The 26,315-nt window shown below is 63.9% G+C and carries 22 protein-coding genes and 1 pseudogene; 18 read left to right on the plus strand and 5 right to left on the minus strand.

Annotation, left to right across the window (positions count from 1 at the left end; genetic code table 11):
* The first annotated feature begins 26 nt into the window (after positions 1 to 26).
* The 3 genes from ltnD to otnK are packed head-to-tail and all read left to right on the plus strand — an operon-like array spanning position 27 to position 3,049.
* On the plus strand, positions 27 to 968 hold the full coding sequence (gene ltnD / locus RCO31_RS08130; RefSeq protein WP_374991447.1) for an L-threonate dehydrogenase: 942 nt from the start codon (positions 27 to 29) through the stop codon (positions 966 to 968).
* 15 nt (positions 969 to 983) lie between these two features.
* Positions 984 to 1,778 carry a 2-oxo-tetronate isomerase gene (otnI, locus tag RCO31_RS08135; RefSeq protein WP_308967783.1) on the plus strand — a complete coding sequence of 265 codons (795 nt, stop codon included), beginning with the start codon at positions 984 to 986 and terminating at the stop codon, positions 1,776 to 1,778.
* On the plus strand, positions 1,775 to 3,049 hold the full coding sequence (gene otnK, locus RCO31_RS08140; protein WP_308967784.1) for a 3-oxo-tetronate kinase: 1,275 nt from the start codon (positions 1,775 to 1,777) through the stop codon (positions 3,047 to 3,049). The genes otnI and otnK overlap by 4 nt, the downstream gene beginning before the upstream one ends.
* A gap of 27 nt (positions 3,050 to 3,076) precedes the next feature.
* On the opposite strand, the gene RCO31_RS08145 is transcribed toward otnK, so the two are convergent.
* The gene (locus tag RCO31_RS08145) at positions 3,077 to 4,156 is read right to left on the minus strand and encodes a 2-hydroxyacid dehydrogenase (protein WP_308967785.1); all 1,080 of its coding nucleotides are present in this window, start codon (positions 4,154 to 4,156) and stop codon (positions 3,077 to 3,079) included.
* Positions 4,157 to 4,178: 22 nt separating this feature from the next.
* Here RCO31_RS08145 and RCO31_RS08150 point away from each other — a divergent pair, with 22 nt between their 5' ends.
* From RCO31_RS08150 to RCO31_RS08175, 6 genes are all read left to right on the plus strand, one after another.
* Positions 4,179 to 5,072, plus strand: coding sequence for a PCC domain-containing protein (locus tag RCO31_RS08150; protein WP_308968034.1), 894 nt, complete (start codon positions 4,179 to 4,181; stop codon positions 5,070 to 5,072).
* The gene (locus RCO31_RS08155; RefSeq protein ID WP_308967786.1) at positions 5,069 to 6,565 is read left to right on the plus strand and encodes a M81 family metallopeptidase; all 1,497 of its coding nucleotides are present in this window, start codon (positions 5,069 to 5,071) and stop codon (positions 6,563 to 6,565) included. The genes RCO31_RS08150 and RCO31_RS08155 overlap by 4 nt, the downstream gene beginning before the upstream one ends.
* A gap of 660 nt (positions 6,566 to 7,225) precedes the next feature.
* A complete protein-coding gene (locus RCO31_RS08160) occupies positions 7,226 to 8,068 on the plus strand; it encodes a TetR/AcrR family transcriptional regulator (RefSeq protein ID WP_308967787.1) in 843 nt (280 codons plus the stop codon).
* A gap of 54 nt (positions 8,069 to 8,122) precedes the next feature.
* The gene (locus RCO31_RS08165) at positions 8,123 to 8,590 is read left to right on the plus strand and encodes a 2Fe-2S iron-sulfur cluster-binding protein (protein ID WP_308967788.1); all 468 of its coding nucleotides are present in this window, start codon (positions 8,123 to 8,125) and stop codon (positions 8,588 to 8,590) included.
* Between the two features lie 8 nt (positions 8,591 to 8,598).
* Positions 8,599 to 10,803 (plus strand): molybdopterin cofactor-binding domain-containing protein, encoded by a 2,205-nt coding sequence (locus tag RCO31_RS08170; RefSeq protein ID WP_308967789.1) that lies wholly within the window; start codon positions 8,599 to 8,601, stop codon positions 10,801 to 10,803.
* Positions 10,804 to 11,209: 406 nt separating this feature from the next.
* A complete protein-coding gene (locus tag RCO31_RS08175; protein ID WP_308967791.1) occupies positions 11,210 to 11,797 on the plus strand; it encodes an SAM-dependent methyltransferase in 588 nt (195 codons plus the stop codon).
* A 39-nt stretch (positions 11,798 to 11,836) separates the two neighbouring features.
* On the opposite strand, the gene RCO31_RS08180 is transcribed toward RCO31_RS08175, so the two are convergent.
* Positions 11,837 to 12,640 carry an MBL fold metallo-hydrolase gene (locus tag RCO31_RS08180; protein WP_374991448.1) on the minus strand — a complete coding sequence of 268 codons (804 nt, stop codon included), beginning with the start codon at positions 12,638 to 12,640 and terminating at the stop codon, positions 11,837 to 11,839.
* Positions 12,641 to 12,867: 227 nt separating this feature from the next.
* On the opposite strand from RCO31_RS08180, the pseudogene RCO31_RS08185 reads away from it, so the two are divergent.
* A pseudogene (locus tag RCO31_RS08185) lies at positions 12,868 to 13,226 on the plus strand (DUF559 domain-containing protein).
* A 280-nt stretch (positions 13,227 to 13,506) separates the two neighbouring features.
* Here the strand turns inward: RCO31_RS08185 and RCO31_RS08190 are convergent.
* From RCO31_RS08190 to RCO31_RS08200, 3 genes are all read right to left on the minus strand, one after another.
* Positions 13,507 to 14,454 carry an acetamidase/formamidase family protein gene (locus RCO31_RS08190; RefSeq protein WP_308967793.1) on the minus strand — a complete coding sequence of 316 codons (948 nt, stop codon included), beginning with the start codon at positions 14,452 to 14,454 and terminating at the stop codon, positions 13,507 to 13,509.
* Between the two features lie 348 nt (positions 14,455 to 14,802).
* A complete protein-coding gene (locus RCO31_RS08195) occupies positions 14,803 to 16,215 on the minus strand; it encodes an amidase (RefSeq protein WP_308967794.1) in 1,413 nt (470 codons plus the stop codon).
* A 1-nt stretch (position 16,216) separates the two neighbouring features.
* Complete coding sequence (locus tag RCO31_RS08200; protein ID WP_308967795.1) at positions 16,217 to 16,432, minus strand: hypothetical protein; 216 nt, start codon at positions 16,430 to 16,432, stop codon at positions 16,217 to 16,219.
* 399 nt (positions 16,433 to 16,831) lie between these two features.
* Here RCO31_RS08200 and RCO31_RS08205 point away from each other — a divergent pair, with 399 nt between their 5' ends.
* From RCO31_RS08205 to RCO31_RS08240, 8 genes are all read left to right on the plus strand, one after another.
* Complete coding sequence (locus tag RCO31_RS08205) at positions 16,832 to 19,750, plus strand: monovalent cation/H+ antiporter subunit A (protein WP_374991449.1); 2,919 nt, start codon at positions 16,832 to 16,834, stop codon at positions 19,748 to 19,750.
* The gene (locus RCO31_RS08210) at positions 19,750 to 20,088 is read left to right on the plus strand and encodes a Na+/H+ antiporter subunit C (protein ID WP_308967798.1); all 339 of its coding nucleotides are present in this window, start codon (positions 19,750 to 19,752) and stop codon (positions 20,086 to 20,088) included. Before RCO31_RS08205 ends, RCO31_RS08210 begins: the two co-directional genes overlap by 1 nt.
* Positions 20,085 to 21,707: a monovalent cation/H+ antiporter subunit D gene (locus RCO31_RS08215; protein WP_308967799.1), complete on the plus strand. Its 1,623-nt coding sequence runs from the start codon at positions 20,085 to 20,087 to the stop codon at positions 21,705 to 21,707. Before RCO31_RS08210 ends, RCO31_RS08215 begins: the two co-directional genes overlap by 4 nt.
* Positions 21,704 to 22,189 carry a Na+/H+ antiporter subunit E gene (locus RCO31_RS08220; protein ID WP_308967800.1) on the plus strand — a complete coding sequence of 162 codons (486 nt, stop codon included), beginning with the start codon at positions 21,704 to 21,706 and terminating at the stop codon, positions 22,187 to 22,189. Before RCO31_RS08215 ends, RCO31_RS08220 begins: the two co-directional genes overlap by 4 nt.
* A complete protein-coding gene (locus tag RCO31_RS08225) occupies positions 22,186 to 22,467 on the plus strand; it encodes a K+/H+ antiporter subunit F (protein WP_308967802.1) in 282 nt (93 codons plus the stop codon). The genes RCO31_RS08220 and RCO31_RS08225 overlap by 4 nt, the downstream gene beginning before the upstream one ends.
* On the plus strand, positions 22,464 to 22,829 hold the full coding sequence (mnhG, locus tag RCO31_RS08230; RefSeq protein WP_308967804.1) for a monovalent cation/H(+) antiporter subunit G: 366 nt from the start codon (positions 22,464 to 22,466) through the stop codon (positions 22,827 to 22,829). The genes RCO31_RS08225 and mnhG overlap by 4 nt, the downstream gene beginning before the upstream one ends.
* A gap of 148 nt (positions 22,830 to 22,977) precedes the next feature.
* On the plus strand, positions 22,978 to 25,002 hold the full coding sequence (locus RCO31_RS08235) for a CocE/NonD family hydrolase (protein WP_308967806.1): 2,025 nt from the start codon (positions 22,978 to 22,980) through the stop codon (positions 25,000 to 25,002).
* A 5-nt stretch (positions 25,003 to 25,007) separates the two neighbouring features.
* On the plus strand, positions 25,008 to 26,258 hold the full coding sequence (locus RCO31_RS08240) for an FAD-dependent oxidoreductase (RefSeq protein WP_308967808.1): 1,251 nt from the start codon (positions 25,008 to 25,010) through the stop codon (positions 26,256 to 26,258).
* The last annotated feature ends 57 nt before the right edge of the window (positions 26,259 to 26,315 follow it).

The following is a 26,315-nucleotide window of genomic DNA, read 5'->3' on the forward strand; positions in this document are numbered from 1 at the left end:
CCCGCGCGACGCACAAGGAGCACATGGTGACGGACCAGACGTCCGCTCAGGCGAGCGGTTCCAAGACTAAGGGGCAACGCGCTGCAGTGATCGGGCTCGGCTCGATGGGGTTCGGCATGGCCTTGTCGCTGCTCCGCGCGGGATTTGATCTCAGGGGTTTCGACATCGGCAAGGAGGCGGTCGCGCGGCTTGCCAGCCAGGGCGGGCAGGGTGTCGCAAGTGCAGTGGAAGCGGCGACGGACGCCGACATCGTCGTCTCGGTGGTCGTGAACGCAGCGCAGACCGAAGCGGTGTTGTTCGGTGACAACGGTGTCGCGCAGGCGATGCCGGAAGGCGCGGTCTTCATCTCGTCGGCCACCATGGACCCGGAGGCCGCGCGGAGCCTGGCCAAGCGGCTCGAGGCCATGGGCAGGCACTATCTCGACGCGCCGATCAGCGGTGGCGCGCAGCGCGCGGCGGAAGGCGCGCTGACCATTCTCGCCTCCGGCAGTGCCGACGCGTTCGCGAACGCGCGGCCGGCGCTGAACGCGCTGGCGGCAAAAGTCTATGAGCTCGGTGACGCACCCGGCCAAGGCGCGGCGTTCAAGATGATCAACCAGCTGCTCGCCGGCGTGCATATCGCGGCGGCCAGCGAAGCGATGGCGTTCGCCGCCAAGCAAGGCCTGGATTTGAAGAAGGTCTACGAGGTGATCACGGCTTCTGCGGGCAACTCGTGGATGTTCGAGAACCGGATGCCGCATGTGCTCGACAACGATTATGCCCCGCGCAGTGCGGTCGACATTTTTGTCAAGGATCTCGGGATCATCCAGGATATGGCGCGCGGCATGAAATTTCCGGTGCCGGTGGCGGCCGCCGCCCTGCAGATGTTCCTGATGACGTCCGGCGCCGGCATGGGACGCGACGACGATGCCTCGGTGGCGCGGATGTATGCGCAAGTGACCGGCACGACGTTGCCGGGTGGACGCTGAACGGAGACTTCTAGCATGCCGCAGTTCGCTGCGAATTTGACGATGATGTTCACCGAGTTGCCGTTCCTGGATCGCTTCGATGCGGCGGCGGAGGCGGGGTTCGCGGCCGTCGAGTACCTTTTTCCGTACGAATTCCCCGCGGAAGCAATCGGCGACCGGCTCACGCGCAATCGTCTGACGCAGGCGCTGTTCAACCTGCCGCCGGGAAACTGGGACGCGGGCGAGCGCGGGATCGCCGCACTGCCGGGCCGGTTCGATGAGCTGCGCGAGAAGCTGAAGATCGCGCTGCCTTATATCGCGGCCACCGGCGTTAGACGGGTGCACCTGATGGCGGGCCTCGCCGACCGGAGCGACGCGGACGCCGTGGCTGCCTATCGCAAGGCGGTGCGTTGGACCGCGGAAACTTTGAGCGAGGCCGGGGTCGAGGTGCTGCTCGAACCGATCAACGGCCGCAACATGTCGGGCTATTTCCTCAACGATTTTGCCTATGCAGAACAGCTGATCGACGAGCTCAAGCTGCCGAACCTGAAGCTGCAGTTCGACATCTACCATCGCCAGATCCTGCACGGCGACGTGACGATGGCGCTGCGCAGGATGATGCCGATGATCGGACATATCCAGATTGCCAGCGTGCCCTCGCGGCACGAACCTTCGGGGGAAGAGGTCAACTATCCTTTCCTTTTCGAGGAGCTGGACCGGCTGGGTTATCAAGGCTTCGTCGGCTGCGAGTACAATCCGCGCGCGACCACGCGTGAGGGGCTTGGCTGGTTCGCGCCATATGCCCGGAATGTTGCGGAGGGCGCAGCATGATCACCTTGGGCTGCGTTGCCGACGACTACACCGGCGCGTCCGATCTCGCCAACACGCTGACCAAATGCGGGCTGCGCACCGTGCAAACGATCGGCGTTCCCGCCAAGGATCTTGCACTGCCTGAGGTCGACGCGGTGGTGGTGGCGCTGAAGAGCCGGTCCTGTGCAAAGGACGACGCGATCGCCTGGTCGCGCGCCGCGCACCAGTGGCTTCGCGCGCGAGGGGCAACACATACGCTGTTCAAGGTCTGCTCGACCTTCGATTCGACCACGGAAGGCAACATCGGTCCCGTTGCCGAGGCGTTGCAGGCGGAGACCGGCGATGCGATCGTGCTGGTCACCCCGGCGTTTCCGGAGACCGGTCGGACCGTCTACCAGGGCAACCTGTTCGTCGGCGCCGTGCCTTTGAACGAAAGCCCGCTGAAGGACCACCCGCTCAATCCGATGCACGATGCAAACCTGGTGCGGGTGCTGGCTGCCCAGAGCCGCTCGAAGGTCGGCCTCGTCGATCTCGCGGCGGTGGCCGCCGGCGCGGATGCTATCCGTGCGAAGCTTTCCGAGCTTTCGGGCGCGGGCGTGCGCATGGCGATCATCGATGCGGTGTTCGATCCCGATCTCGAGACGATCGGGCGCGTCGCGCTGGATCATCACCTCTCCGTCGGCGCGTCCGGCCTCGGGCTCGGCCTGGCCCGCGGGCTGGTGACGACGGGCAAGGTGCGCGCAAAACCTGCGGGCGCGACGCTCGATCATGCCGTCGGCGGCCCAGCCGCCTGCCTCGCCGGTAGTTGCTCGCAGGCGACGTTGAGGCAGATCGCCAAGGCTGAAAAAGCCATGCCGGTGCTGCGCCTCGATCCGGAAGCGCTGATCACGGATAAGACGGCGGCCACCCGCGCCCTCGACTGGGCCGCGGAGCGGCTCGGTGCAGGTCCCGTGTTGATCGCCAGCAGTGCAACTGCCGAGGCCGTGGCTGCGGTGCAGGCTCGGCACGGCCGCGACGCGGCGGGGCACGCGATCGAGCAGGCAATGGCGACAATCGGGGCAGGTCTCGCCGCGCGCGGTGTGCGGCGGCTGGTGGTGGCCGGCGGCGAGACGTCCGGCGCGGTGGTGGATCATCTGCAGATTCCAGCCTTCCTGATCGGCCCTGAGATCGCCGCAGGCGTGCCGGTCCTCCGTGCCGCCGGCTGGCGCGGCGGCGAGATGGTGCTGGCGCTGAAGTCCGGCAATTTCGGCGGCGAGGATTTTTTTGCAGACGCGCTCCGGCTCATGACGTGAGCCGGAGCCGTCGTGACACGATCGAGGTCACGTCTGCAGTTCGGGTATCACCCAGTTCGGCGCCTGGCCGCGATGGACGCGCAAGACGTTGTCGAAGGCATTGCGGAAGCGCTTGGCGCGGTTCTCCCAGGTCGGCCCTGCCATATGCGCCGTCAGCACCACGTTCTCCAGGGCGAACAGCGGATTGTTTGGCGGCGGTGGTTCGGTGTCGAACACGTCCAACCCGGCTCCGGCGATCTTTCCGTCCGACAGGGCGGTGATCAGCGCCTGCTCGTCAACCACCGGGCCGCGGCATGTGTTGATAAGATAGGCGTGTCTCTGCATCAGCCCGAGCTCGCGCGTCGAGATCATGTGCCGCGTGTCCGGCAACAGCGGTACGTGCAGGCTGACGATGTCCGATTGCGACAGAACTTCGTCGAACAGACGGAAGCGGGCGCCGACCGCATCCTCCTGCGCCTCGTTCAGCCGCAGTATGTCGAAATAGATCACCTTCATGTCGAACGCGCGCGCCAGGCGGGCGACCTTCCTGCCGATGGTGCCAAGGCCGATGATGCCGAGTGTCTTTCCTTCCAGCTCGTAGACGTGCTTCTCCTGCCAGTTGTTGCCACGCCAGCGCCCGCCGGCAACGTTCTGGTGCTGCCAGATCAGCCGGCGGCAGACCGCGAGCATCAGCATCAGCGTGTGTTCGGCGACGGCGACCGAGTTGGCGCCGCCGTTGTTGCAGATCGGCACGCCGGCTCTTCGGGCCGCCTCGATGTCGCACCGGTCGTAGCCGGCACTCAACAGCTGCACCAGCTTGAGCTTCTTTGCCCGCGCGTAGAAGGCGTCGTTCATCGACGGATCGCCGAGACCGATCAGGTAGTCTGCCTCCGGCATCGCGGCGTGCAGTTCAGGGCTGCCGGCGCTCGCCTCGACCAACTCGAATCCGTTGGGCGCGAGGTTCGTGGCAAACTTGCGGTCGAATTCTCCGAACGGGACATAGACGATGCGCGGCATGAACGTTTCCTTGATGTCCTTGTTGTGGCAGGCAGTAGACGAAGTCGGGTAGCTGGCGCTGCCAGCGACCGTGGCCCCGGTCGGGGCGATAGGCAAGAGGGGACGTGTCATGCCGCAAGGTCCGCGACCGGCGATCCGCCACGTCGTTCAGCCGGGACAGCCGCCGGCCGAACGCGTTCAATGGGTCGAAGCGCGTGGACGCGCCTTCTCCTTTGGGCTCGATGCTGGCGTGTCGTTGCTGGAGGCGGTGCGGCGCGGATTTGCTGCGGAGGGCTTTGCAAGCGGCGTGCTGACAATCGAAGATGGCGCGCTCGAGCCTTTCGCCTATGTCATGCCGGCCTTGCCGAAAACGCCGGAGCATGCCGCATTCTACAGCGACACGTTTCGTCCCGCCGGGTTGACCCGGCTCAAGGCCGCGACGATGACCTTCGGCGAGCGGGACGGGGCGCCGTTCTTTCATTGCCACGGGATCTGGACCGAGGCGGACAAACGTGTGAGCGGCGGACATGTCCTGCCTGAAGAGACCGTCGTTGCCCGCCCTTGTCGTGCAAACGCCTTCGGCGTGTCCGGCGCAGCCTTCGTCGCCGAGCAGGATCGCGAGACGAATTTCAGGCTGTTCGTTCCGCTGGCGGCACCGCGTGCCGCCGTCGCCGACCGGCGGGTCTTCGCGCTCCGGCTTCGCCCCAACCAGGATCTTGCCTTTGCGATCGAGGACTTTTGCCGCGCGCGCAAAATCAGGCAGGCCGTGGTGCGAGGCGGTGTCGGCAGCATCATCGGCGCGCGCTTTGAAGACGGACGGATCGTCGAGCCGTTTGCAACCGAAATGGCGGTCGTATCCGGCGCGGTCATGCCACATTCGCAGCATGGCGTCGCGGCCGCGCTGGATGTCTTCCTTGTCGATCATCTGGGAGCGACCGCCGAAGGTCGGCTGAAGCGCGGCGACAATCCGGTGCTGATGACGATGGAACTGGTTCTTGAAGATGCACATGACGGGGCTGGCCTCGTCGGCGAGGAGGACAGCTCATGAATTCTTCGGGGTCGAAGCCGCGGTTTCGGATCGCGATCGCCGGTTTCCTGCAGGAGTCGGTGACGTTCATCGGTGAGATGACGACGCTGGAGCAATTTCAACTGGTGGAGGCCGCGGGTCCTGCGCTGATCGACGGGTATCGCGGGACGAATACGGGCATCGGCGGGATGATCGACGCTTGCGAGCGCGAGAATGCCGACATCATTCCGTTGTTCTACACGTTCGGTGGCGCGGCCGGGCCGACCAGCGACGAAGCTTATGATCACTACATTGCGCGCCTGCTCGAGGGGTTGAAGGCCGCCGGCCGTCTTGATGGCGTCCTGCTGGATCTTCACGGCGCCATGGCGACGCCCAAGCGCCTCGATGCAGATCGTGAGACCCTGGAGCGTGTTCGCGCCCTGGTCGGACCGGATGTGCCGGTGATGGTCGCCCTCGACTACCACGCCAACCTTGATCAGGACTCGATTGCGGCAGCCGACGCCGTGTTCGGCTATCACTTTTCGCCGCACACCGACATGGGGCCGACCGGCGAGCGCGCTGCCGGTTGCCTCTTCCGCAAGCTGCGCGGCGAGATCACCCCGGTCTGCGTCCTGGTCAAGCCTGGGGTGATGGTACCGAGCATTTTCAGCGCGACGGGAATGGAGCCGTTGAAATCGGTCGTCGCGCGGTCGATCGAAGAGAGCAAGCAAGCGACAGATTATCTTGATATCTCGGTCTTCGCCGGCTTCTCCTACGCCGACGTGCCGAATTGCGGCTTCTCGGTCGTCGTTGTTGCGGACGGCAAGCGGAGCCTCGCGCGCGAGATCGCCGAACGGTTTTCCGATGAGATCTTCGCGATGCGCGAAGCGCTGAATCACAAGGAGCTCGTCACCTCGGTCGATGAAGGCATCGACCGCGCGAAGCACCTCGTCGCGGCAGGTCAGCGGCCCGTGGTCCTTCTCGAACATGCCGACCGCATGCACGACTCGACTTATGTGCTGCGGGAGGTGCTCCGCCAGCAGTTGCCGCGAACGGTCGTTCCATACGTCTGGGATGCACAGGCCGCGGCTGCGGCGGTCGCGGCCGGCAGGGGCGCCACCGTCAAGCTGTCGGTGGGCGGTCACAGCTCTGATCGCGCGGGCGGTCCCGTTCAGCTGGAGGGTAGGGTGATTCACGCAGGACGCGTCACCTATCGGGCCACCGGCCCATATTTTACCGGGCGCACCGTCGAGCTCGGTGAAACGGCCGTGATCGATACGGGATCCGTCGTCGTCTCGCTCACCTCCGTCCCCAGCACCGCGGTCGACGACGATTGCCTGACGCAGTTCGGTCAGACGCTGGACGAGTACGACTATGTCGTTCTTCGCTCCAAGACGCATTTTCGCGCCTTCTTCGAACAGGTCGCGGCTGCAATTCTCATCATCGATACTCCGGATTGGGGCCCGGCGGATTTGACGTCCTTGCCTTACAGACATGTTCCCGTCGATCGCGTGTATCCGTTCGCTCGTCTGTAACCTGTCGTGGCCTGTAGCCCGGATGAGCGAAAGCGACTTCCGGGTGATCGTGTCGCAGAGTTGGCCCCGCATATCGCTTCGCTCATGCGGGCTACAGACGTGCATCGTCGCCCCCGTTCTTTGTCCGGCCTGAGGCTTGCCGGTCTTCTTGCGCTTTCCTTTGGCCCGAAAGGGCTGTGCGGAACGCTGGACGTTTGACCGCGCCCGCGGCGCCGCATGCCTTTGGGGCATACGGCAGCCGTGTGCTTTGGAAGGCACACGGCAAACTGCCACGGAGGAGGCTCAACGCCTGCGCTCCGCACGCGAAGGTTCTTTTCACGGCTTGCTGCATGTCCCCAGGCCTCGCCACTTTCGCTGGCTTCGCCCGGTTCGTGCGAACTGTCGCCCGGACATGCACTTGGACCGTCCGTCCGTCGTACCGGCGTCTTGATTGCCTTCGGGCATCACACGGATTTCTCCGGCGCTTTCCATAGCCGTTCGAAGAACGGCGTCGCTTCGCTCGCCTATGGCCCGGCATCGTAACGGCCATCGCATCCCGCTCCGCATCGATAAGACGACCGCGACGCGCCCTTCCGTTGGAGCGGGACGGAGACATCGTATTGCGGATAGGAATGAAGGCAAGAACAATTTCGGAAAAAACGAACTCGCTGTGAACATCCTGTGCAGATCGTCTCACTCGTCATTGCGAGCGCAGCGAAGCAATCCAGCGCTGAGCCTGACGCAACCGCTGTACTGGATTGCTTCGTCGCTTCGCTCCTCGCAATGACGGAGTACTACTCACGGCTCACCATTCGCCACTATTCGCCATTCGCCGTTCTGTGCTATCGATCCGCGATGCACAGCAAGAAGGCACGAACAGGGCCGAAAGTTCAGAGGACGCGCAAGCTGCGCGGCTTCGGCCACGAGCGGCGAGGCGAGATTCTCAATGCCGCGAAACACCTGTTTGTCCAGGAAGGCTATGCGGCCGTCACCACGCGCCAGGTCGCCGAGCGGGCAGGCCTGTCACAGACCGGCCTCTACGTTCACTTCCGCGACAAGCAGGAGATTCTCGACGAGCTGCGCGAGGCGACGTTTCGAAGCCTGATCCTCAAGCTCAAGCGGATCACGTCGAAGCGGTCTGCCGATCCCAAGTACCTGGAGCGCCTTCTCAAGGGATACCTGCGGTTCGCTCTCGACAACCGCGACGAATATCAGCTGACGATGCTCGTCCCGCATGCCGCGTCGAAGAAACATCCGCCGAAGGACCTCAATCGGCCTGCGTCCGAACAGTCCGCCGGACTCGCAGCGTTTCTCTTGTTTCGCGACGAGATCTCGGCGCTCGCTGCTGAAGGCGTCATCGTCTGCCCCGACGCAAATGTCGTGACTCAGTCGCTTTGGGGCGCGCTGCACGGTCTTGCGACGTTGATCATCACTCATCCCGAATTTCCCTGGGTGGCTCACGCGCAGTTGATCGACACGCTGGTCGGCACGCTCGTTCGGGGATTGCGCGTTGGTCCGGACTGACGTTAAGTGTTCATCGAACATGTTCGATGAACACTTGTTTCGGCCGGAGCGACGATGATCAACCTGACCGTCAATGGGCAACAGCACGCGGTCGACGCCGATCCGGACAAGCCGTTGCTGTGGGTTCTGCGCGAGGACCTGGGCCTCACCGGCACGAAATACGGTTGCGGCGTCGCCGCCTGCGGCGCGTGCACGGTGCATGTGGACGGAGAAGCCGCCCGCTCCTGTTCGCTTCCGCTTCGCAGCGTGGCCAAAGCAGCGATCGTCACAATCGAAGGTCTCGCGGCGTCGACGGCCTTGCCGGCCGGTCAACTGCATCCCGTTCAGGATGCCTGGATCAGAGGCCAGGTTCCGCAATGCGGCTACTGTCAGTCCGGGATGATCATGACCGTGGCCGCGCTGCTCGACAAGAATGCCAGCCCAACACCTGGCGAGATCGATAGCGCTCTCGGCAATCTGTGTCGGTGCGGGACCTATGCCCGGGTTCGCAAGGCAATCCAGTCGCTGGTTGCGAAAGCCTGAGGCGAGTCATGAAGCGCAGGACTTTTCTTCTTGGAACAGCGGCTGTCGCGGGCGGCCTTGCTCTCGGCTACCGGGTCTGGTCGGCCGGCTTCGACGCGCAGGCAGCCGCGCTCGCAGGCACAGGCACAGGCGCCGGTGCGCTGCTCGCCGGCTGGGTGAAGATCGGCGCGGATGATGTTGTGACAGTCTATGTGCCGCACGCTGATATGGGGCAGGGCACGCATACTGCGCTGGCGATGATGCTTGCCGATGAGCTCGACGCGGACTGGGCGCGCGTGCGAACCGAGCGGGCGCCGGCCGACAAAGCCTTTGCCAACCGTTTCCTTGCGCAGGGATGGGTGCTGCAGGGCTGGCAACTGCCGTCATTCCTCACCAGCACCGTCGGTGCGGGATTCGCTGAAGCCGCGCGCTTTATCAACCTGCAGATCACCGGAGGATCGACCGCGGTGCGGTTCACGGGTCAGGGACTGCGCGTCGTCGGCGCCGCCGCCCGGTCGATGCTCGCGGAGGCGGCAGCCCGGCGCTGGCAGGTCGACGCAAAGACATTGAGCGTCGCATCGAGCGTCGTCAGCCATCCGCCAAGCGGCCGCTCGGCGCGGTTTGGCGAACTGGCCGCCGACGCTGCGACGTTGACGGCTCCATCCGATCCGCAGCTCAAGGCGCGGCGCGACCACAAGCTGATCGGCCGCTCGCTGCCACGTCTCGACGTTCCGGCCAAGGTGACGGGTGAGATGCAATACGGCATTGATCTCTCTCTTCCCGACATGCTGCACGCGGCGGTGCGATCCGCACCGGTGCACGGCGGGAAGCTCGTCGCGATCGATGTTGCACCGGCGCTGAAGTTCGACGGTGTGGAGCGCGTGGTGAAGCTCGAGAGCTCGGTCGCCGTGGTCGCGAAGAGCTTCTGGCAAGCACGGCGCGCCCTCGACGCGCTGCATCCGGTCTTCGACGACGGCGGCAACGGCGGCGCGAGCACCAGGACCCACTTCGATCAGCAGGCGCGAATGCTCGCGGACGGGAAGGCGTCCTCGGTCCACAGGTCGGGCGATGCGGAGGCGATGTTGAAGGCTGCGCCGGCGGACCGGATCGTCGAAGCAACCTATCGCGTGCCGTTCCTTCACCATGCGGCGATGGAGCCGATCAACGCGACAGCTCAGTTCAAGAAAGGTGAGCTCATTGTCTGGGCCGGCGAACAGGACGCGCTCGGATCGAAGGCTGCGCTGGCTGCCTCGTTGGGGCTCGCCGCCGACAAGGTAACACTCCACGCGCTGCCGATCGGCGGCGCGTTCGGGCGCCGCATTGCGCAGACCTCTCAACATCTCGCACTTGTCGCCGAGATCGCAAAGGTGGTGTCCCCACGGCCGGTGAAGATGATCTGGACCCGCGAAGAGGATTTTGCCCAAGGCGCCTATCGTCCCGCCGTCTCCACGTACATACGCGCGGCTCTCGGTGCCGACGGCAGGCCCACCGCGTGGTCGCAGGTCTATGTCGATCTCGCCGGGCCCGGACGCCGTGAAGGCTACCAGATTCCATACGATATCCCCGCACAGTCACTCAACGTGGTCGCAGGCAAGACCCATGTTCGCACCGGGACATGGCGGAGCGTCGCCCATTCGCAACATGCGTTCTACACCGAGTGCTTCATGGACGAACTTGCTGCGGCCGCTGGGCGCGATCCGTTCGAATACCGGCGCGACCTGCTGCCGACAGGCTCGCGCCTGCGCAAAGTGCTGGAGCTTGCCGCCGAGAAGGCCGAGTGGGCCAAGCCGCTCGCTCCGGGAGCCGCGCGCGGATTGGCGCTGGTGGAGAGCTTTGGCACGATCGTCGCGCATGTAATCGAAGCATCGCTTGGTGCCGATGGAAGCCCGCAGGTTCATCGGGTCACCGCAGCGGTGGACTGCGGCGATGTCTGTCATCCGGACAACGCCACTGCCCAGGTCGAGGGCGCCATCATCATGGGCCTTAGCGCTGCGATCGGCGAACAGATCACCATCGAGCAGGGGGAGGTCGTGCAGAAGAACTTCCCGGATTACCCGCTTTTGACTTTCGCCAACGCACCGCCGCGCATCGATGTGCATTTTCTTGCCAGCGATGGACCGTGGGGCGGATTAGGCGAGCCGGGACTGCCTCCGGTTGCGCCTGCGCTTGCCAACGCGATGTTCGCGATCTCGGGCAAACGCCAGCGGATATTGCCGCTCACGGCGGCAGCGTAGCGGCAGTGCGGACGATGCACGTCAGGACGGTGAGCTATCGCATATGCACAAGAGACAGCTACGCGCTCGATCTTGTCACACATGGTTGTCTCAGACATTGCAGCGAACTCGGCGCGCTCCCTCTCCCCGTTGGGGAGAGGGTCGGGGTGAGGGGCAGTAACTGATGGTGATGCACAGTTGATCGCCAAACGCTCTTCGCTGTCGAAGCTCGGCCTTCGCACCATCACGACCGCGGGTGCCACGGCCCCTCACCCTAACCCTCTCCCCGCCCGAACTCGGGTTTACCCGAGTTCGGCATTATTAAGTGGTCGAAGTCGGAAACATCCGACTTCGACTGGGGAGAGGAGACTCAGGCCGGGCGGGTGGCCGCTCCTTGCTCAAATGCGATAGCTCTGCGGTAGACGTCATGACAGCACATCGCGATCTGATCCCCTTCTTCATGGCATGGATATCCAATCCGATGCGTGTGGCGGCCATTGCGCCATCCAGCGCCGCGCTGGCTGGCCTGATCACCAGCGAAATATCCTCCGACACCGGCCCGGTGCTCGAGCTCGGACCAGGGATGGGTGTTTTCACGCGGGCGATTCTCACGCGCGGCGTTGCCGAGGCCGACTTGACGCTGGTGGAATACGGCTCTGATTTCGTTCGCCTGCTCGGCGCACGCTTCCCGAACGTTCGCATCCTGTGGATGGACGCGTCAGGACTCGGTCGCGAGAAGATATTCGAGGGCGCTCCAATCGGGGCGGTGGTCAGCGGCCTTCCACTGCTCTCGATGGCGCCGCGAAAGGTCATGACGATTCTCACCGGCGCCTTTGGTTACATGCGGCCGGGCGGCTCCTTCTATCAATTCACCTACGGACCGACTTGTCCCGTTCCGCGGCCGCTACTCGACCGGCTCGGCCTCAAGGCCACACGCATCGGCCATACATTTGCGAACGTGCCGCCTGCAGCGGTCTACCGGATAAGCCGCCGGTCGCGCCCGCGACGTCCTTGAGAAATTGCCGTCATGAGCCGGAGGGTCATGCTGTAGCCCTCAGGAGATCGCCCGGAGATATCTCTCCACCGAAGCGCGGGACGCAGCTTTCGCGTCGCTGTCGATGACCCGCTGCCAGAATGCGCCATAGATGCGATCGAATGCCAGCGGCTCAATGATCTCACCGATTCTGGTTACGGTTTTCGCGTTGACGGGAATGTAATTCGGATAGCTGTACATGAAGCTCACGAACAGCCGGTCCTGGGTGACCTGCAGGATGTCTCCGCTCAACAACGCCCCGGCGCCGCCTGCGCCTTGCGGCCAGTGCAGGATCGTCCCGCCAGCAAAATGACCCGGAACCCGCAGAAGCGTCGCCGACCCTGAAATCTCGAACTCCTCGCCCGACCAATAGACGACTGCCTTGCTGTCGCGCTGGACCCACTTCCTGTTGTCTTCATGCAGGTAGATAGGAACGCCGCCGAACGCGTCGGACCATTCGATCATGGTCGTGTAGTAATGGCAGTGGGATATGCAGATGGCGCTGAGGCCGCCCATCTCGCTGATCCGGCCGACGATCTCGTCGTCGATCAGCGCGCTGCAGTCCCAGAGAATATTTCCATCCGCGGTGGGCACGAGCAGCGCGCGCTGGCCGATTGCAAAGCCGGGCTTGGAACTGATCCCAAGCAGGCCGTGGTCGTTTTCCAGCCGCGCTGCATGCGTCCGGCGCATTTCATCCAGCGTCGTCCACGCCTGGCCATCCCACCGGACAAACTGACGAACGTCCTCGCAGATCGGGCAGCTCTCCGGCGGATCGATGCTGGGAGCAAACTGCATTCCGCACTGGACGCAGATGAAGCAAGGCATGCGATGGCCCTCGGTGAAACCGACCCCGTCGATCGTAGTCAGCTCGCTCGCCGGACGAAAGATGCATTCGGGATGGCACACAACGCCCGTCTTCGGAATTCGCGGATTGTAAGCACAAGAAGCAACCACGAACTCGGCCTATTCCCTCTCCCGGGGGAGAGGGTTAGGGTGAGGGCGTTCGGCGCTGATTGTGAAGCGAGGGCCGATCTGGGGGAAGGGCGCCAAGGGTGGAAACAAGCCGCGCCACAAAAACGGCTAGACGACTACGCCGCGATTTGACGGACGCAGAACGTGCTTTGTGGTTTCATGTTCGCGACCGCCGCCTCGACGGCTGGAAATTCAGACGCTAAGTGCCGATCGCAGGCTATACGGTCGACTTCCTCTGCGCTGACGCACGTTTGATCATTGAGCTTGATGGCGGACAGCATGCCGTTCGCGCTGAGGCTGACGCAAGGCGCACAGAAGTTCTCGAAGCGGCGGATATCTGGTTCTTCGTTTCTGGAACAACGATGTGCTCGGAAACATCGATGGCGTGCTGGAAGAGATCATCGCAACGCTTCGGTTGGCGCGAGCCTCTCCACTGTAGTCGCATATGGCTTGTTCAGGATGCTGCGACCGCGGCGCGGTCCCTCTCCGTTGATGGCAACGCGCAGCCGATCGTCGAACACACCTTGCTTCCGCCATTCATATCGCGGTCCCCACATCACAATGAGCGCTGAACGCCCTCACCCTAACCCTCTCCCCCGGGAGAGGGAATAAGCTGAGGTCGTGGCTGCTTCTCCTGCTTACATGAAACAGCGGGTCTCGGCGCTCACACCGAACTCGGCGAAACTCCCTCTCCGCCGGGAGTGGGAACAGGCCGAGCGCTACATTCCGGCATGAACGATCGATTTGGCGATCATGCAGTGAATGCCCTTGGATCCGTTCACGGTCTGCGTCACGCGCAAATCGGCGGCGAGGCTGCAGAGGGTGTAGGCGTCCTCGCGCGACAGATTTCGCTTCTCACCGAGAAGGACGATCATGTCGCGGAGCGCTTTGACGACGCACTGGTCCAGGTCCGGGTCCATCGCCATTGTCATGTAATGTGTCGCGGTCTCCGCGCGGGGATAGGTGAAGCGAAGATCCTTGCGCAGCCGTAGAATGAATTTTCCCCGTAGCGCCGTCTCGATCGCTGTGATGCAGACTTCGCCGTCGCCTTGCGCTGCATGGCCGTCGCCACAGGAAAAGAGAGCACCCGGAACGAACACCGGCAGAAAGAGCTTTGCGCCCGGCGTCAGCTCCTTGTTGTCGAGATTGCCGCCCATGGCACGCGGGACGATCGAGGTGATGCGCCCCCAGGCCGGCGGCGGCGCTGTACCCATCACGCCGAAAAAGGGTGCGAGCGGCAGATCGAGCCCCCATGGCAGCTTGCCGACCATCCGCTCCTTGTCGAGCGGGATGTTGAGCAACCGGACTTCATGGAAATCATCAGGCAGCGTACCTGCCAGCGGGCGGATCATGTTGTAGCCCCAGTTCTGGCGAAGGCGGATGTCGAGAATCTCGATCTCGAGAACGTCACCAGGCTCGGCGCCTTCGACGGCGACGGGACCCGTGAGGATATGCCCCGGCACCATGCGCTCGCACCTCGCATGCACCTCTTTCAGCTCCGGCGGAATGTAGAACTGCGCTTCGCGCGGCAGCACATCCGGCCCGCCGCTGATTGAATCGATCGTCACCTCGTCGCCGCTTGCGACGACCATCGCAGGCTTCAGCGATGCGTCGAAGAAGCCCCAATGACACGTCTCGGGGCTCGCGCGCAGATGGTGATGCTGCATGATCGGCTCCTTGCGAACGTGGTCAAACTTTAGCGCACAGTAGGAACGCAGAACTGTAGCCCGGATGGAGCGCAAGACAATTGCGAGTTCGGGCTACAAGCTCGATTGCTTGCTCCGCCCACTCATCGCACGTCGTCCCGGACAAGCGGAGCGCAGATCCGGGACCCATATCCACCGATGCCGATCGTGTTCGCCCGCTTTCGCTTTGCGGGTTTCGGCGCGGCACGCAAACGATGCGCAAGAAAGTCAAAAGCGCACGCCATCTTATAGAGACAGGGGTTATGGGTCCCGGCTCGGCGCTACGCTTGGCCGGGACGACAGGCGATTTCATTGCTGCCTCTTGCTCAATCAGGCAGCTTTGGCGACGGCAAAGGACGGGCGCCGCAGGTGAAGATTGGTTGCGGCTTCGTACGCGGCGCCGATACCGAGCACCGTCGGCTCGTCGAACGCGCGGCCGACGATCTGCATCGAAAGCGGCAGACCGCTCTTGGAAAATCCGGTCGGGATCGACATCGCCGGGTTGCCGGTGACATCGAACGGCATTGTCTGGACTAACAGGTTCGGCGGGCGGTTTGGATCGATCTCCGCAAACGCTGTCGCTGGCCCAAGCGTCGAAGCGGTGATGAGCGCGTCGCAGTCCTTCAGCTTGGCGTTGACCGCGAGCGCTAGTTCCCGGCGCAGACGCATCGCCTGGGTGAGGTCAGTGGCCGTCGTAAACGCGCCCATGCTCATCCGAAGATAGGTGAACAGGCCGTAGTCGAGCGGCCGGCTCTGAAAGTCCTTCTCGTGGATCGCGAATGCCTCCGAGAACATGATCACGCGTCCGCACGCGTTGAACAGCTCGAAGTCCGGAAGCTCGATTTCCTCGATCGTCGCACCAAGTTTGGCGAGCGTCTGCGCCGCGTCGTCGATTGCGGCAATGGTCTCGGCCGACACGCCGTCAGTTTTGACGAACCACTGGCGCGGCACGCCGATCCGCAATCCCTGCACGCCTGCGCCGAGCTTGCTGCGAAAATCAGGAACGGGCACGTCGGCGCTGCCGGGATCCTTGGGGTCGAAACCTGCGATCACCTCCATGGCGATGGCACTGTCCTCGACTGTCCACGACAGGGGGCCGCAGTGATCGAGCGTATAGGACAAGGGAAACACGCCCCGGCGCGACACGAGGCCATAGGTCGGCTTCAGGCCGATCGTTCCGCAATATCCGGCAGGTCCGCGGATCGAACCTCCGGTGTCGGATCCCATAGCCATGCGCACGAGGCCTGCGGCGACGGCGGCGCCGGACCCGGACGAAGAGCCGCCGGGAATGTGATCCGGATTCCAGGGATTGCGCGCAGGCGGAAACGGCAGGTCGAACGACGGTCCGCCAAGCGCGAACTCGTGCGTCGCAAGCTTGCCGAGCAACACCGCTCCCTGCGCCTTGAATTTCGCCGCGACGACCGAGTCTTCCGTCGGCACGTTGTCGACCAGCAGCTTCGAGTGGCAGGTCGTTCGAATGCCCGCAGTCGCATAAATGTCCTTGAGGGCGTGGGGGATGCCCTGCATCGGGCCCCTGTCGACGCCTTTGGCGAAGTCGGCGTCGGCGGTCGCCGCATCGGCCAGCGCCTGCTCAGCGGTCAGGGTGATGAAGCTGGATATCAGAGGATCGATGGTCTTGATGCGGTCCAGCGCATGCTCGGTCAGCGCGGTCGAGGTGATCGTGCCGTTGCGAAGCAGCGCGCCAGCCTCGGCGATGGAGCAGTCATGCAGGGGCTTTGTCATCTCAGACGCTCCTCGTGATGCTGAGAATAGCGTAGGCACCTGCTGGCTCGTTCGCGGCCGTACGCGGCTGGCGCATCAGTTGCGTCATGCGTTTGAGGTCCTTGAGGCCCTCCAGCATCGCCGGCCTTCGGCTTTCTGGAATCTCGATGCCGGCCCGCCCGGCCAGTGCGTCGAACTCAGCATTAAGGGTTTGCTCGTCGCTTGCGTCGTCCGGCATTGGTCACGCGCTCCTGATCTCGGGGAATGCGCTGATTGTATCCAAATCGCCGGAACGGACAATAAATCCGGTCTCACAAATAATAGGCACGTACGCGCGGAAAATTGCCTGCGCCAGCGTCACGGGTGGTGGTGCCTTGCGGGTCGCGGAGCTGATCTCACGAGCTGACACAGGTCACTGTCGAGGGGTGAATTAGGACCGTGTAACCAAAGGGCACGCCTTGCCCGTTGGGCGCGCGTTTGTGGCAATCAATTCTGCGTCAGATCGAGCGTGATCTTGAATCGTCGCCGGCCCGGGCCGACGCTCGTGGCCTGCGTCAAGGGGCCGCCCCTTGCGGTGCCCGTCATTTCACCACAATGTCGGCCCGATCACCTTCGCCGAATCTCCGAATCCTGTGGTTTGATGCACGACGACCTGTTGCTGACGCTCCTTGTCCTTCTTCCGTTTATCGGCAGCGTATTTGCCGCGACCGTCAGCTCAAATGCCCGGAATTCGGAAGCATGGCTTGCCGGCGCCGTGGCGCTGTCTTGCCTGATCCTGATCATCGCGGCCTACCCGGCGATCGTCGCGAACGGCGCGATCCGCAGCGAGTTCGACTGGATTCCGGCGCTCGGCCTCAGCTTTTCGTTGCGGATGGACGGATTCGCCTGGATGTTCGCCGTCCTGGTGAGCGGCATCGGCTTTCTGGTCGTGCTCTATGCCCGCTACTACATGTCGCCCAAGGATCCGGTCCCGCGCTTTTTTTCGTTCTTTCTGGCCTTCATGGGCGCCATGCTGGGCGTGGTTCTTTCAGGAAACCTGATCCTTCTGGTTCTGTTCTGGGAGCTGACGAGCCTCTTTTCCTTCCTGTTGATCGGCTACTGGCACCACAACGCGGCTGCGCGTGACGGTGCGCGCATGGCGCTGATCGTGACCGGAGCAGGGGGCCTTGCTCTGCTGACCGGTGTTCTGCTGATCGGCCATATCGTCGGAAGCTACGATCTCGACCGCGTGCTGGCGTCCGGGGATGCGATCCGATCGCACGCGCTTTACGTGCCGACGCTGGTCCTCATCCTGCTCGGCGCGCTGACAAAAAGTGCGCAGTTTCCGTTTCATTTCTGGCTGCCGAACGCGATGGCGGCGCCGACGCCCGTTTCCGCATACTTGCATTCGGCGACACTCGTGAAGGCGGGGGTGTTCCTGCTGGCGCGCTTGTGGCCGGTGTTCGCAGGGACCACGGAATGGTTCTGGCTGGTCGGCCTTGCCGGGACGGCATCGCTGTTGCTCGGGGCATTTTTTGCAGTGTTCCAGCGAGACCTGAAGGGCCTGCTGGCCTACTCGACCATCAGCCACCTCGGGCTGATCACGATGCTGCTCAGCCTCGGAAGCCCCCTGGGGGCCGTCGCGGCCATCTTCCACATGATGAACCACGCGACCTTCAAGGCGTCGCTGTTCATGGCGGCCGGCATCGTCGATCACGAAACCGGGACCCGGGACATGCAGAAGCTCGGAGGGCTGTTCCGCTTCATGCCAATCACGGCGACGCTTGCGATGGTGGCGGGCGCCGCCATGGCCGGTGTGCCGCTCCTGAACGGCTTTCTTTCGAAGGAGATGTTCTTCGCCGAGGCGATCGAAACGCACCTGCATTCGGTCCTCGATACGGCGGAGCCCTATGCTGCGGTTGTCGCCAGCGCCTTTGCCGTCACCTACTCGATCCGCTTCATCCACTCGGTGTTCTTTGGACAGAAGCCCGCCGACCTGCCTCGGACGCCGCACGAACCTCCGTTCTGGATGCGCTTCCCGATCTCGTTCCTCGTGATCGCCTGTCTCATCGTCGGCATCCTGCCGTCAGTGACGGTCGGCCCCTTTCTGCAAACGGCAGTTGTCGCGGTGCTTGGCTCGCGCACGCCCGAGTACAGTCTTGCGATATGGCACGGCTTCAACCTGCCGCTGATCATGAGCCTTGTTGCTCTGATCGGAGGCGCGTTGATCTACGTGGCGCTGAAAGGTTATCTGCAACAGTGTGCGGACGGGCCGCCGTTGTTCCGCCTTCTCGACGCTCGCCGCATTTTTGACGACGCACTGGTGATCCTGTCGTGGAGGTGGGCCCGGTTTCTCGAAACAAGCCTCACGACACGCCGCCTGCAGCCCCAGTTGCGACTGCTTGTGCTTGCCGCGCTGCTCGCGGCCCTGGTGCCGCTCTACGCCCGGGGATTGGGACCTCTGGCGGCGATTCCGAGCCGGATAGACCCGGTGCTCGCCTTGGTCTGGCTGACGGGTTGCGCTTGCGCGATCGGCGCTGCGTACCAGGCGAAATATCACAGACTGGTTGCACTCATGCTGTTGGGCGGCGCCGGGCTCGCCACCTGCATCACATTCGTCTGGTTTTCCGCTCCCGATCTGGCGCTGACCCAGCTCCTGGTCGAAATCGTCACGACGGTCCTGATTCTGTTGGGACTTCGCTGGCTGCCGAAGCGCTCCGAGGCGGTCGACGAGCCGGTGACGTTCGCGTCGCGTCTGCGGCGCCAGCGCGATCTCGCCATTGCGGTCGCCGCAGGCGTCGGCTTCGCGGCGCTTGCATTCGCCGTCATGGTGCGTCCGCTGCCCGACACGATCGCCAGCTACTTTCTCGAGAATGCCTACTTGATGGGTGGCGGACGCAATGTCGTGAACGTCATTCTTGTCGATTTCCGCGCCTTCGACACTTTGGGCGAGATAACGGTGCTGGGTATTGTCGCGTTGACCGTTTTCGCGCTGCTCAGACGTTTCCGTCCGGCGTCGGATAGTCTCGGCGCTCCCGAGCAGCAGCGCGTTCAGAATGCGTTCGACGAGGCGCAGCCCGACCGCAAGCAGGGCGATACTGTCGGCGACTATCTGCTGGTGCCCGCTGCAACCATGCAGTGGCTGTTTCCGGTGATCATCGTTCTGGCGATCTATCTGTTTCTGCGCGGACACGATCTGCCGGGTGGCGGCTTTGCCGCCGGCATCGCCATGGCGGCCGCCTTCATCCTGCAATACATGGCGGCGGGCACGACATGGGTCGAGGATCGATTGCGGATCCTGCCGGTCAACTGGATCGGCATGGGCCTTCTCGTGGCCCTTGCGACCGGTGCCGGCTCCTGGCTGTTCGACTACCCGTTCCTCACGTCCCACTCGCAATATCTGCAACTGCCTCTGATCGGATCGGTGCCGGCGGCGACCGCGCTTCTCTTCGATCTCGGCGTGCTCGGTCTGGTCATCGGCGCCACGGTGTTGATGCTGGTCGCTCTTGCGCACCAGTCGGTACGCAAGCTCCGCGCGGCTCGACTGAGCGCTGCGGCCGGCGAGGAGAGCCCCTGATGGAAGCAATCCTGGCCATCGGCATCGGTATTCTTTCCGGATCGGGCGTGTGGCTTCTCCTGAGGCCGCGCACGTATCAGGTCATCATGGGCCTGTCGCTCATTTCATACGCCGTCAACCTGTTCATCTTCAGTACGGGTCGGCTGCGCTCGGACGCGCCGCCTGTATTGACGTCGCAGCCGGGTAGCCTGGCGGACTACGCCGACCCGTTGCCCCAGGCGCTGGTCCTCACCGCGATCGTCATCAGCTTCGCAACGACGGCCCTGTTCCTGGTCATGTTGCTTGCATCTCGCGGCCTCACCGGCAGCGACCATGTCGACGGACAGGAGCGGCGATGAGCGGCTGGATGCATCATCTGCTTGTTTTGCCCGTCGTGCTTCCGCTCGCATCGGGCGCGCTGCTCTTGATGTACAACGAGCGGCGGCCGTTCCTGAAAGGCGTGATCAACCTGATCTCGACGCTGGCGACGCTGTACGTGGCAGTGATGCTGCTGCGACTTGCCGACACGTCTTCGACCGGAGTCTATCTGCTCGGCAACTGGCCTGCGCCATTCGGCATCGTTCTGGTTCTCGATCGCTTGTCGGCGTTGATGCTGGTGCTGACAGGCGTTCTCGCTGCGGCGTCACTGACCTTTGCGTTCGCGCGATGGCACACGGCCGGCGCGCATTTTCACTCGCTGTTCCAGTTCCTGCTGATGGGCGTCAACGGCGTCTATCTGACCGGCGACATGTTCAATCTGTTCGTCTTCTTCGAGGTGATGCTCGCGGCGTCGTACGGGCTTGTGCTGCACGGCTCGGGCCCGCAACGCATCAGGGCAGGGCTGCATTACATCGCCGTCAACCTGACGGCGTCGTTCCTGTTTCTGATCGGCGTCAGCCTGATTTACAGCGTGACCGGAACGCTGAACATGGCCGATCTTGCCGTGCGGCTGCCGGCGGTTACCGAAAGCGATCGCGGGCTCGTTGAGGCGGGAGCGGCGCTTCTTGGCGTCGCCTTTCTTGTCAAGGCCGGAATGTGGCCGCTCAGCTTCTGGCTGCTCGGCGCTTACCCGGCTGCGGCGGCGCCGGTCGCCGCGATCTTCGCCATCCTGAGCAAGGTCGGCATCTACGTTCTGTTGCGCTTGTCGCCGCTGCTGTTCGGTGCACAGGCCGGCGCCTCGGCCGGTTTCGGCAGCCAGGTGCTGCTGATCGGAGGGCTGGCCACCATCGCCTACGGCATGATCGGCGTGCTGGCGTCCCAGGCGATGGCTCGGCTGGCGAGCTACAGCATCCTCGTATCCTCCGGAACGCTGCTTGCGGCGATCGGCCTGTCCGACGCCAACCTGACCGGGAGCGCGCTGTTCTACCTGGTCAGCTCGACCCTGACGATTGCCGCCTTCTTCCTCCTGATCGAGTTGATCGAGCGCGGACAGAGCCCGGCTGCCGACCTGCTCGCCGTCACGGCGGAGGCCTTTGGCGATGAGGACGAGGACGAGCCCGAGGACGAGGTGGGCGTTGCGTTGCCCGGCACGCTTGCGATCCTTGGCGTCTGCTTTGCCGGCTGCGGGATGCTGCTCGCCGGCCTGCCTCCGCTATCGGGCTTTATTGCCAAATTCGCCATGCTTGCGGCCGTGTTCGCGCCGCCCGCGACTGGTACCGAGGGTGGTATCGCGCTTGCCGGCTGGATTTTCACGGGGTTGCTCATTCTCTCCGGACTGGCGGCGCTGCTGGCCATGCTGCGTGTCGGCATCCGCGTGTTCTGGGCGCCGGTCGACGCGACGGTGCCGCGCGTTCTGGTCGTTGAGCTCGTTCCCATCATCTTCCTGCTGCTCCTTACCCTCGCGCTCACGGTCCGGGGAGGACCGGTGATGCGATACATGGAGGATACCGCCAGCGCCGTGCATGCACCGGAGCGCTACATCGACAGTGTGCTGACGGCTCCGCCCGTGCCAGCCCCCGCCGCGCAGGTGCACCGATGAGCCGCATGCTTCCCTATCCGCTGCTGGCAGCGTCACTGCTGGCGATGTGGGTCCTGCTGAACGGACTGTCGGCAGGGCATGTCGTGCTGGGAACGGCGATCGCGGTCGCAGCGTCACATGTGATGCTGGCGCTGGAGCCCGCGAAGCCGCGGATCCGACGCTGGTATCTCCTCCCGAAGCTCGTGGCGATCGTGCTGGCCGACATTTGGCGTTCGAACATTGCAGTGGCGCGACTGATCCTGCGCCGGGACCAGAGCAAACGACCGTCCGGCTTCATCGTTGTTCCGCTCGAGCTTCGGAATCGAACGGGGCTGGTAATCCTTGCGGTCATTCTGACCAGCACGCCCGGAACGGCATGGGTCGAGTATGACTCGACCCGCAGCACGGTTCTGCTCCACATTTTCGATCTCGTCGATGAAACCTACTGGATCGATCTGATCAAGAATCGCTATGAGCATCTGCTGTTGGAGATCCTGGAATGAGCGCATCGATCCTGTCGTGGTCGCTGTTGATTGCCAGCCTTCTGCTCGGCGTCGCGCTGGCGATCGCGGCCTTCCGCATGATCCGCGGGCCGCGGGCCCAGGACCGGATCGTCGCCTTTGATGCCCTGTACGTCAATGCCATGCTGCTGCTGTTGCTGTTCGGGATCAGAACCGGCAGCACGCTCTACTTCGAAGGCGCACTGGTCATTTCGCTGCTCGGCTTCGTCTCGACGGTGGCGCTGGCGAAATTTCTCATGCGCGGCGAGGTGATCGAATGATGCAAGCGGACCAACTGCCGGTCTGGGCGGCGCTGCTCGCCAGCGCGCTGGTTCTGCTGGGCGCGGGCTTCACGGTCATCGGCGCGATCGGGCTTGCGCGCCTGCAGACATTCTATGAGCGGCTTCATGCACCGACGCTTGGCACCACATGGGGGGCCGGCGGCATCCTGCTCGGGTCGATCGTCTATTTCACGGTCGCACAGTCGCGGCCCGTTGTGCACGAAGTGCTGATCGCCGCCTTTCTGACGGTGACGACGCCGGTCAGCCTCATGCTGATCGCGCGGGCGGCGTTGTACCGCGACCGTGCCGAACGAAATCCGCTCGTGCCGCCGGACGATGCATCGCAGGAGACGGACGCCTGACGCGCTGGATTTGACGTCCGTACGACCCTAATGTTCGCAGGGCGCGGCTTCGCCAAGTTGATGCCAACGCCAGAACCGGACACGATTTGACGAAGAAGCCGGCGGGCAATGCTCGCTTTTGTGATCCATTCGCGAACAGGGGCCGCGCATGAAGACCGTCAAGGATTTCCCCAACAGCTTCAGCGAGACCGAGGATTGCTGGATTCCGCTTGCCGACGGCACGCGTCTTGCGGCGAAGCTCTGGCTTCCTGCCGGCAGCGACAAGCGCCCGGTGCCAACGCTGCTCGAGGCGCTGCCGTATCGCAAGCGCGACGCCTATGCGATGCGGGATTCGCAGATTCATCGGTATTTCGCCGGCCATGGCTACGCCACCATGCGACTGGACCTGCGCGGATCCGGCGACTCCGGCGGCGTGCAGGAGAATTTCGGCGCGGTGCAGGAGCAGGACGACACCATCGAGGTTCTGCGCTGGATCGCCAGGCAGCCCTGGAGCGACGGTCAGGTGGGCATGTTCGGAATTTCCTGGGGCGGCTATCAGGCGATCCAGGTCGCGTTCCGCGCGCCACCCGAATTGAAAGCCGTCATCCCGATCTCCTTTGCGACGGACCGCTATACATACGGTCAGGTCTATCGCGGCGGCGCGCTGCTGCAGCGCGCAATCCGCTGGTCGTCGCAGATCTTCGGCTACAAATCCCGTCCCCCGGATCCGGCGCTTGTCGGCGATGGCTGGCGCGAGATGTGGATGGAGCGGCTCGAGCATGTCGAGCCGATGATCGCGAACATCCTGCAAAACCAGTCCCACAATGAGTTCTGGAAGGCGCGCGCGATCACCGACTTCAAGCGCATCAAATGTCCAGTCTACGCGATCAGCGGCTGGGCCGATGGCTCCTATGTCGGCTCGGTGTTCGAGACGATCAGCAAGATCGATGCGCCCTGGAAGGCGCTGGTCGGTCCATGGGGACACCGCTACTCGCATATCGGGCTGCCGGGCCCGGCGATCGGCTTCCTGCAGGAGGCCCTGCGCTGGTTCGATCATTGGATGCGCGGGCGGGATACCGGCATCATGAAGGAGCCGCAGCTGCGCGCCTGGATCGCCGAAGATGTTCCGGCCAGGACCTACTACGACGAATCGCCCGGGCGATGGGTCACCGAGCCGACCTGGCCGAGTGCGGCGATATCGGCCAAGCGGCTGGTGCTGAATCCGGGAAAGCTCGCGAGCACGGCTGAAGCGGCCCAGGCCATTACGTTCTGCACGCCGCAGACATTGGGCCTGGACGGTGGCGAGCTGATGCCGTGGTTCCTCAATGGCCCATCTCCGGACATGCCCGGCGATCAGCGCGCCGATGACGGGAAATCGGTGGTGTTCGACAGCGCCCCGCTCGGCGCCGACGTCGAGATTCTCGGTGCTCCGGCCGTCAAGCTCGACATTGCGGTCGACAGGCCCGCTGCATTCGTGGCCGTGCGCCTGTGCGATGTCGCTCCGGACGGCGCATCGAAGCGCGTGACGTACGGCATCCTGAACCTGACTCATCGCCGTGGCGCGGAACGGCCGGCGCCGCTGCAGCCGGGCGAACGCTTCACCGTCGATGTGCCGCTGGTGGAAGCCGGCTATCGCTTCAAGGCCGGCCACCGCATTCGTCTCGCCATTTCGACGACATACTGGCCGCTGATCTGGCCGTCGCCGAAGCCGGTCAGCCTGACCCTGCACACCGGCACCAGCACGCTCGATCTTCCGCTTCGCGACGCGGCACAGGAGGCAGCCGAGATTCCGGCATTTGCGGAGCCTGAAGTCGCGACGGCCGTGCGCCGGACGGTGCTGAAGCCGGGTAGTCGCAAGCGCACGTTCCGCACCGATCCGCTCAGCGGCGCGGTTACCGTCGATGTTGCCGATACGCCGGGCCGCTATCGGCTCGATGATATCAACCTCGAGGTCGAGTCCTGGTCGACCGAGAGCTACGAGGTCGTGGAAGGCGATCCGTTGTCGGCTGTGGGCGATTTCACCTGGACATGGATCTTCGAACGCGACGACTGGAAGGTCCGCACCGACAGCCGGATTCGGCTGACATCGACAAAGAGCGACTTCGTCCTCCACGCGACCATGGATGCGTTCGAAGGTGAACGACGCGTGTTCTCGCGGAACTACGACTACACAATTCTGCGCCGGGGCAATTGAACACGATGAAAAGTGAGGGAAGAGAAAAGGCTGTCGTCATCGGCGGCGGGATCGTGGGCGTCAGCACCGCGTGGCATCTGTTGCGTCGCGGTGCCGACGTCACCCTGATCGATCGCGACGAGCCGGGGCGCGGCTGCTCGTTTGGCAATGCCGGAGCCGTGAGCTTCGGCAGCGTGACGCCGCTGGCGATGCCAGGCGTGCTGCGCGATGGCCTGCGCATGCTGTTCGATCCGGCCGCGCCGTTGCGAATTCCGCTGCATTACCTGCCGAAAGCGGCGCCCTGGTTGCGTCGTTTCGTGCGAGCATCCCGCCCGGAGGAGGTGAAGCGTCTCGCGGGCGCGCTCTCGAGCGTGCTTGGCCATGCCATGGAGCGGCATGTCGACCTGATGGGACAGGTCGGAGCGCCGGAATTGATTCAGCGCAGGGGCCAGCTCCACCTCTACCCGGACGAAGCATCGCTCGGCAAAGACAAGATGTCCTGGGCTCTGCGCGCCGAACACGGTCTGCGCATCGAACGGCTTAAGCGAGGCGACATCCTTGCGCTCGAACCAGAGATCGGCGCCGACTATTCGGTCGGCATTTTCACCCCGGATCAGGGAATGTCGATCAATCCCTACCGCCAGGTCGCGGCGATCGTCGCGGATTTCGCCCGTCGGGGTGGACGCATTGTCCGCGACCGCGTCGCAGCGATCGAGGTCGCGGACCAGCGCGTCCGCGCGGTGCGCGGCGAAATCGCCTCGTATGATTGCGATCATGCGGTCGTCTGCGCGGGCGCCTGGTCGGCGCAACTGCTGGCTCCGCTCGGCTACGACATTCCGCTGGAAAGCCAGCGGGGATATCACGTGATGATTGCGTCGCCGGGTGTCCAGATCTCGCGTCCGGTGATTGCCGCCGACCGGAAGGTCTTTCTGTCACCGATGGAAGAGGGGCTGCGCGTGGCGGGAACGGTGGAGTTCGGCGGCCTCGAACGGAAGCCGAGCCGGCGGCGAGCGGAATTTCTGATGCAGGACGTCGCCCGGGTCTTTCCCCGCGCGCAGCTGCCGAACGACTGGTCATTCTGGATGGGACACCGGCCGTGCTTGCCGGACTCCCTGCCGGTGCTGGGCCCGAGCCGGCATCAAGGGCTCTGGTTCAATTTCGGCCACGGCCATCTGGGACTGACCATGTCCGCGACCACGAGCGAAATGCTTGCGCGCGCCGTATGCGGCGAGCCGTCGAACGTGGATCTGGCGCCGTTTTCCGCCGACCGGTTCTGACGGTCGCGACTAAAGCCTCCGGGGCTTTGGCAGCACGCCCCGGATGAGGGATCTGGT

The sequence above is a fragment of the Bradyrhizobium sp. LHD-71 genome (genome assembly GCF_031157255.1).
Classification (GTDB): domain Bacteria; phylum Pseudomonadota; class Alphaproteobacteria; order Rhizobiales; family Xanthobacteraceae; genus P52-10.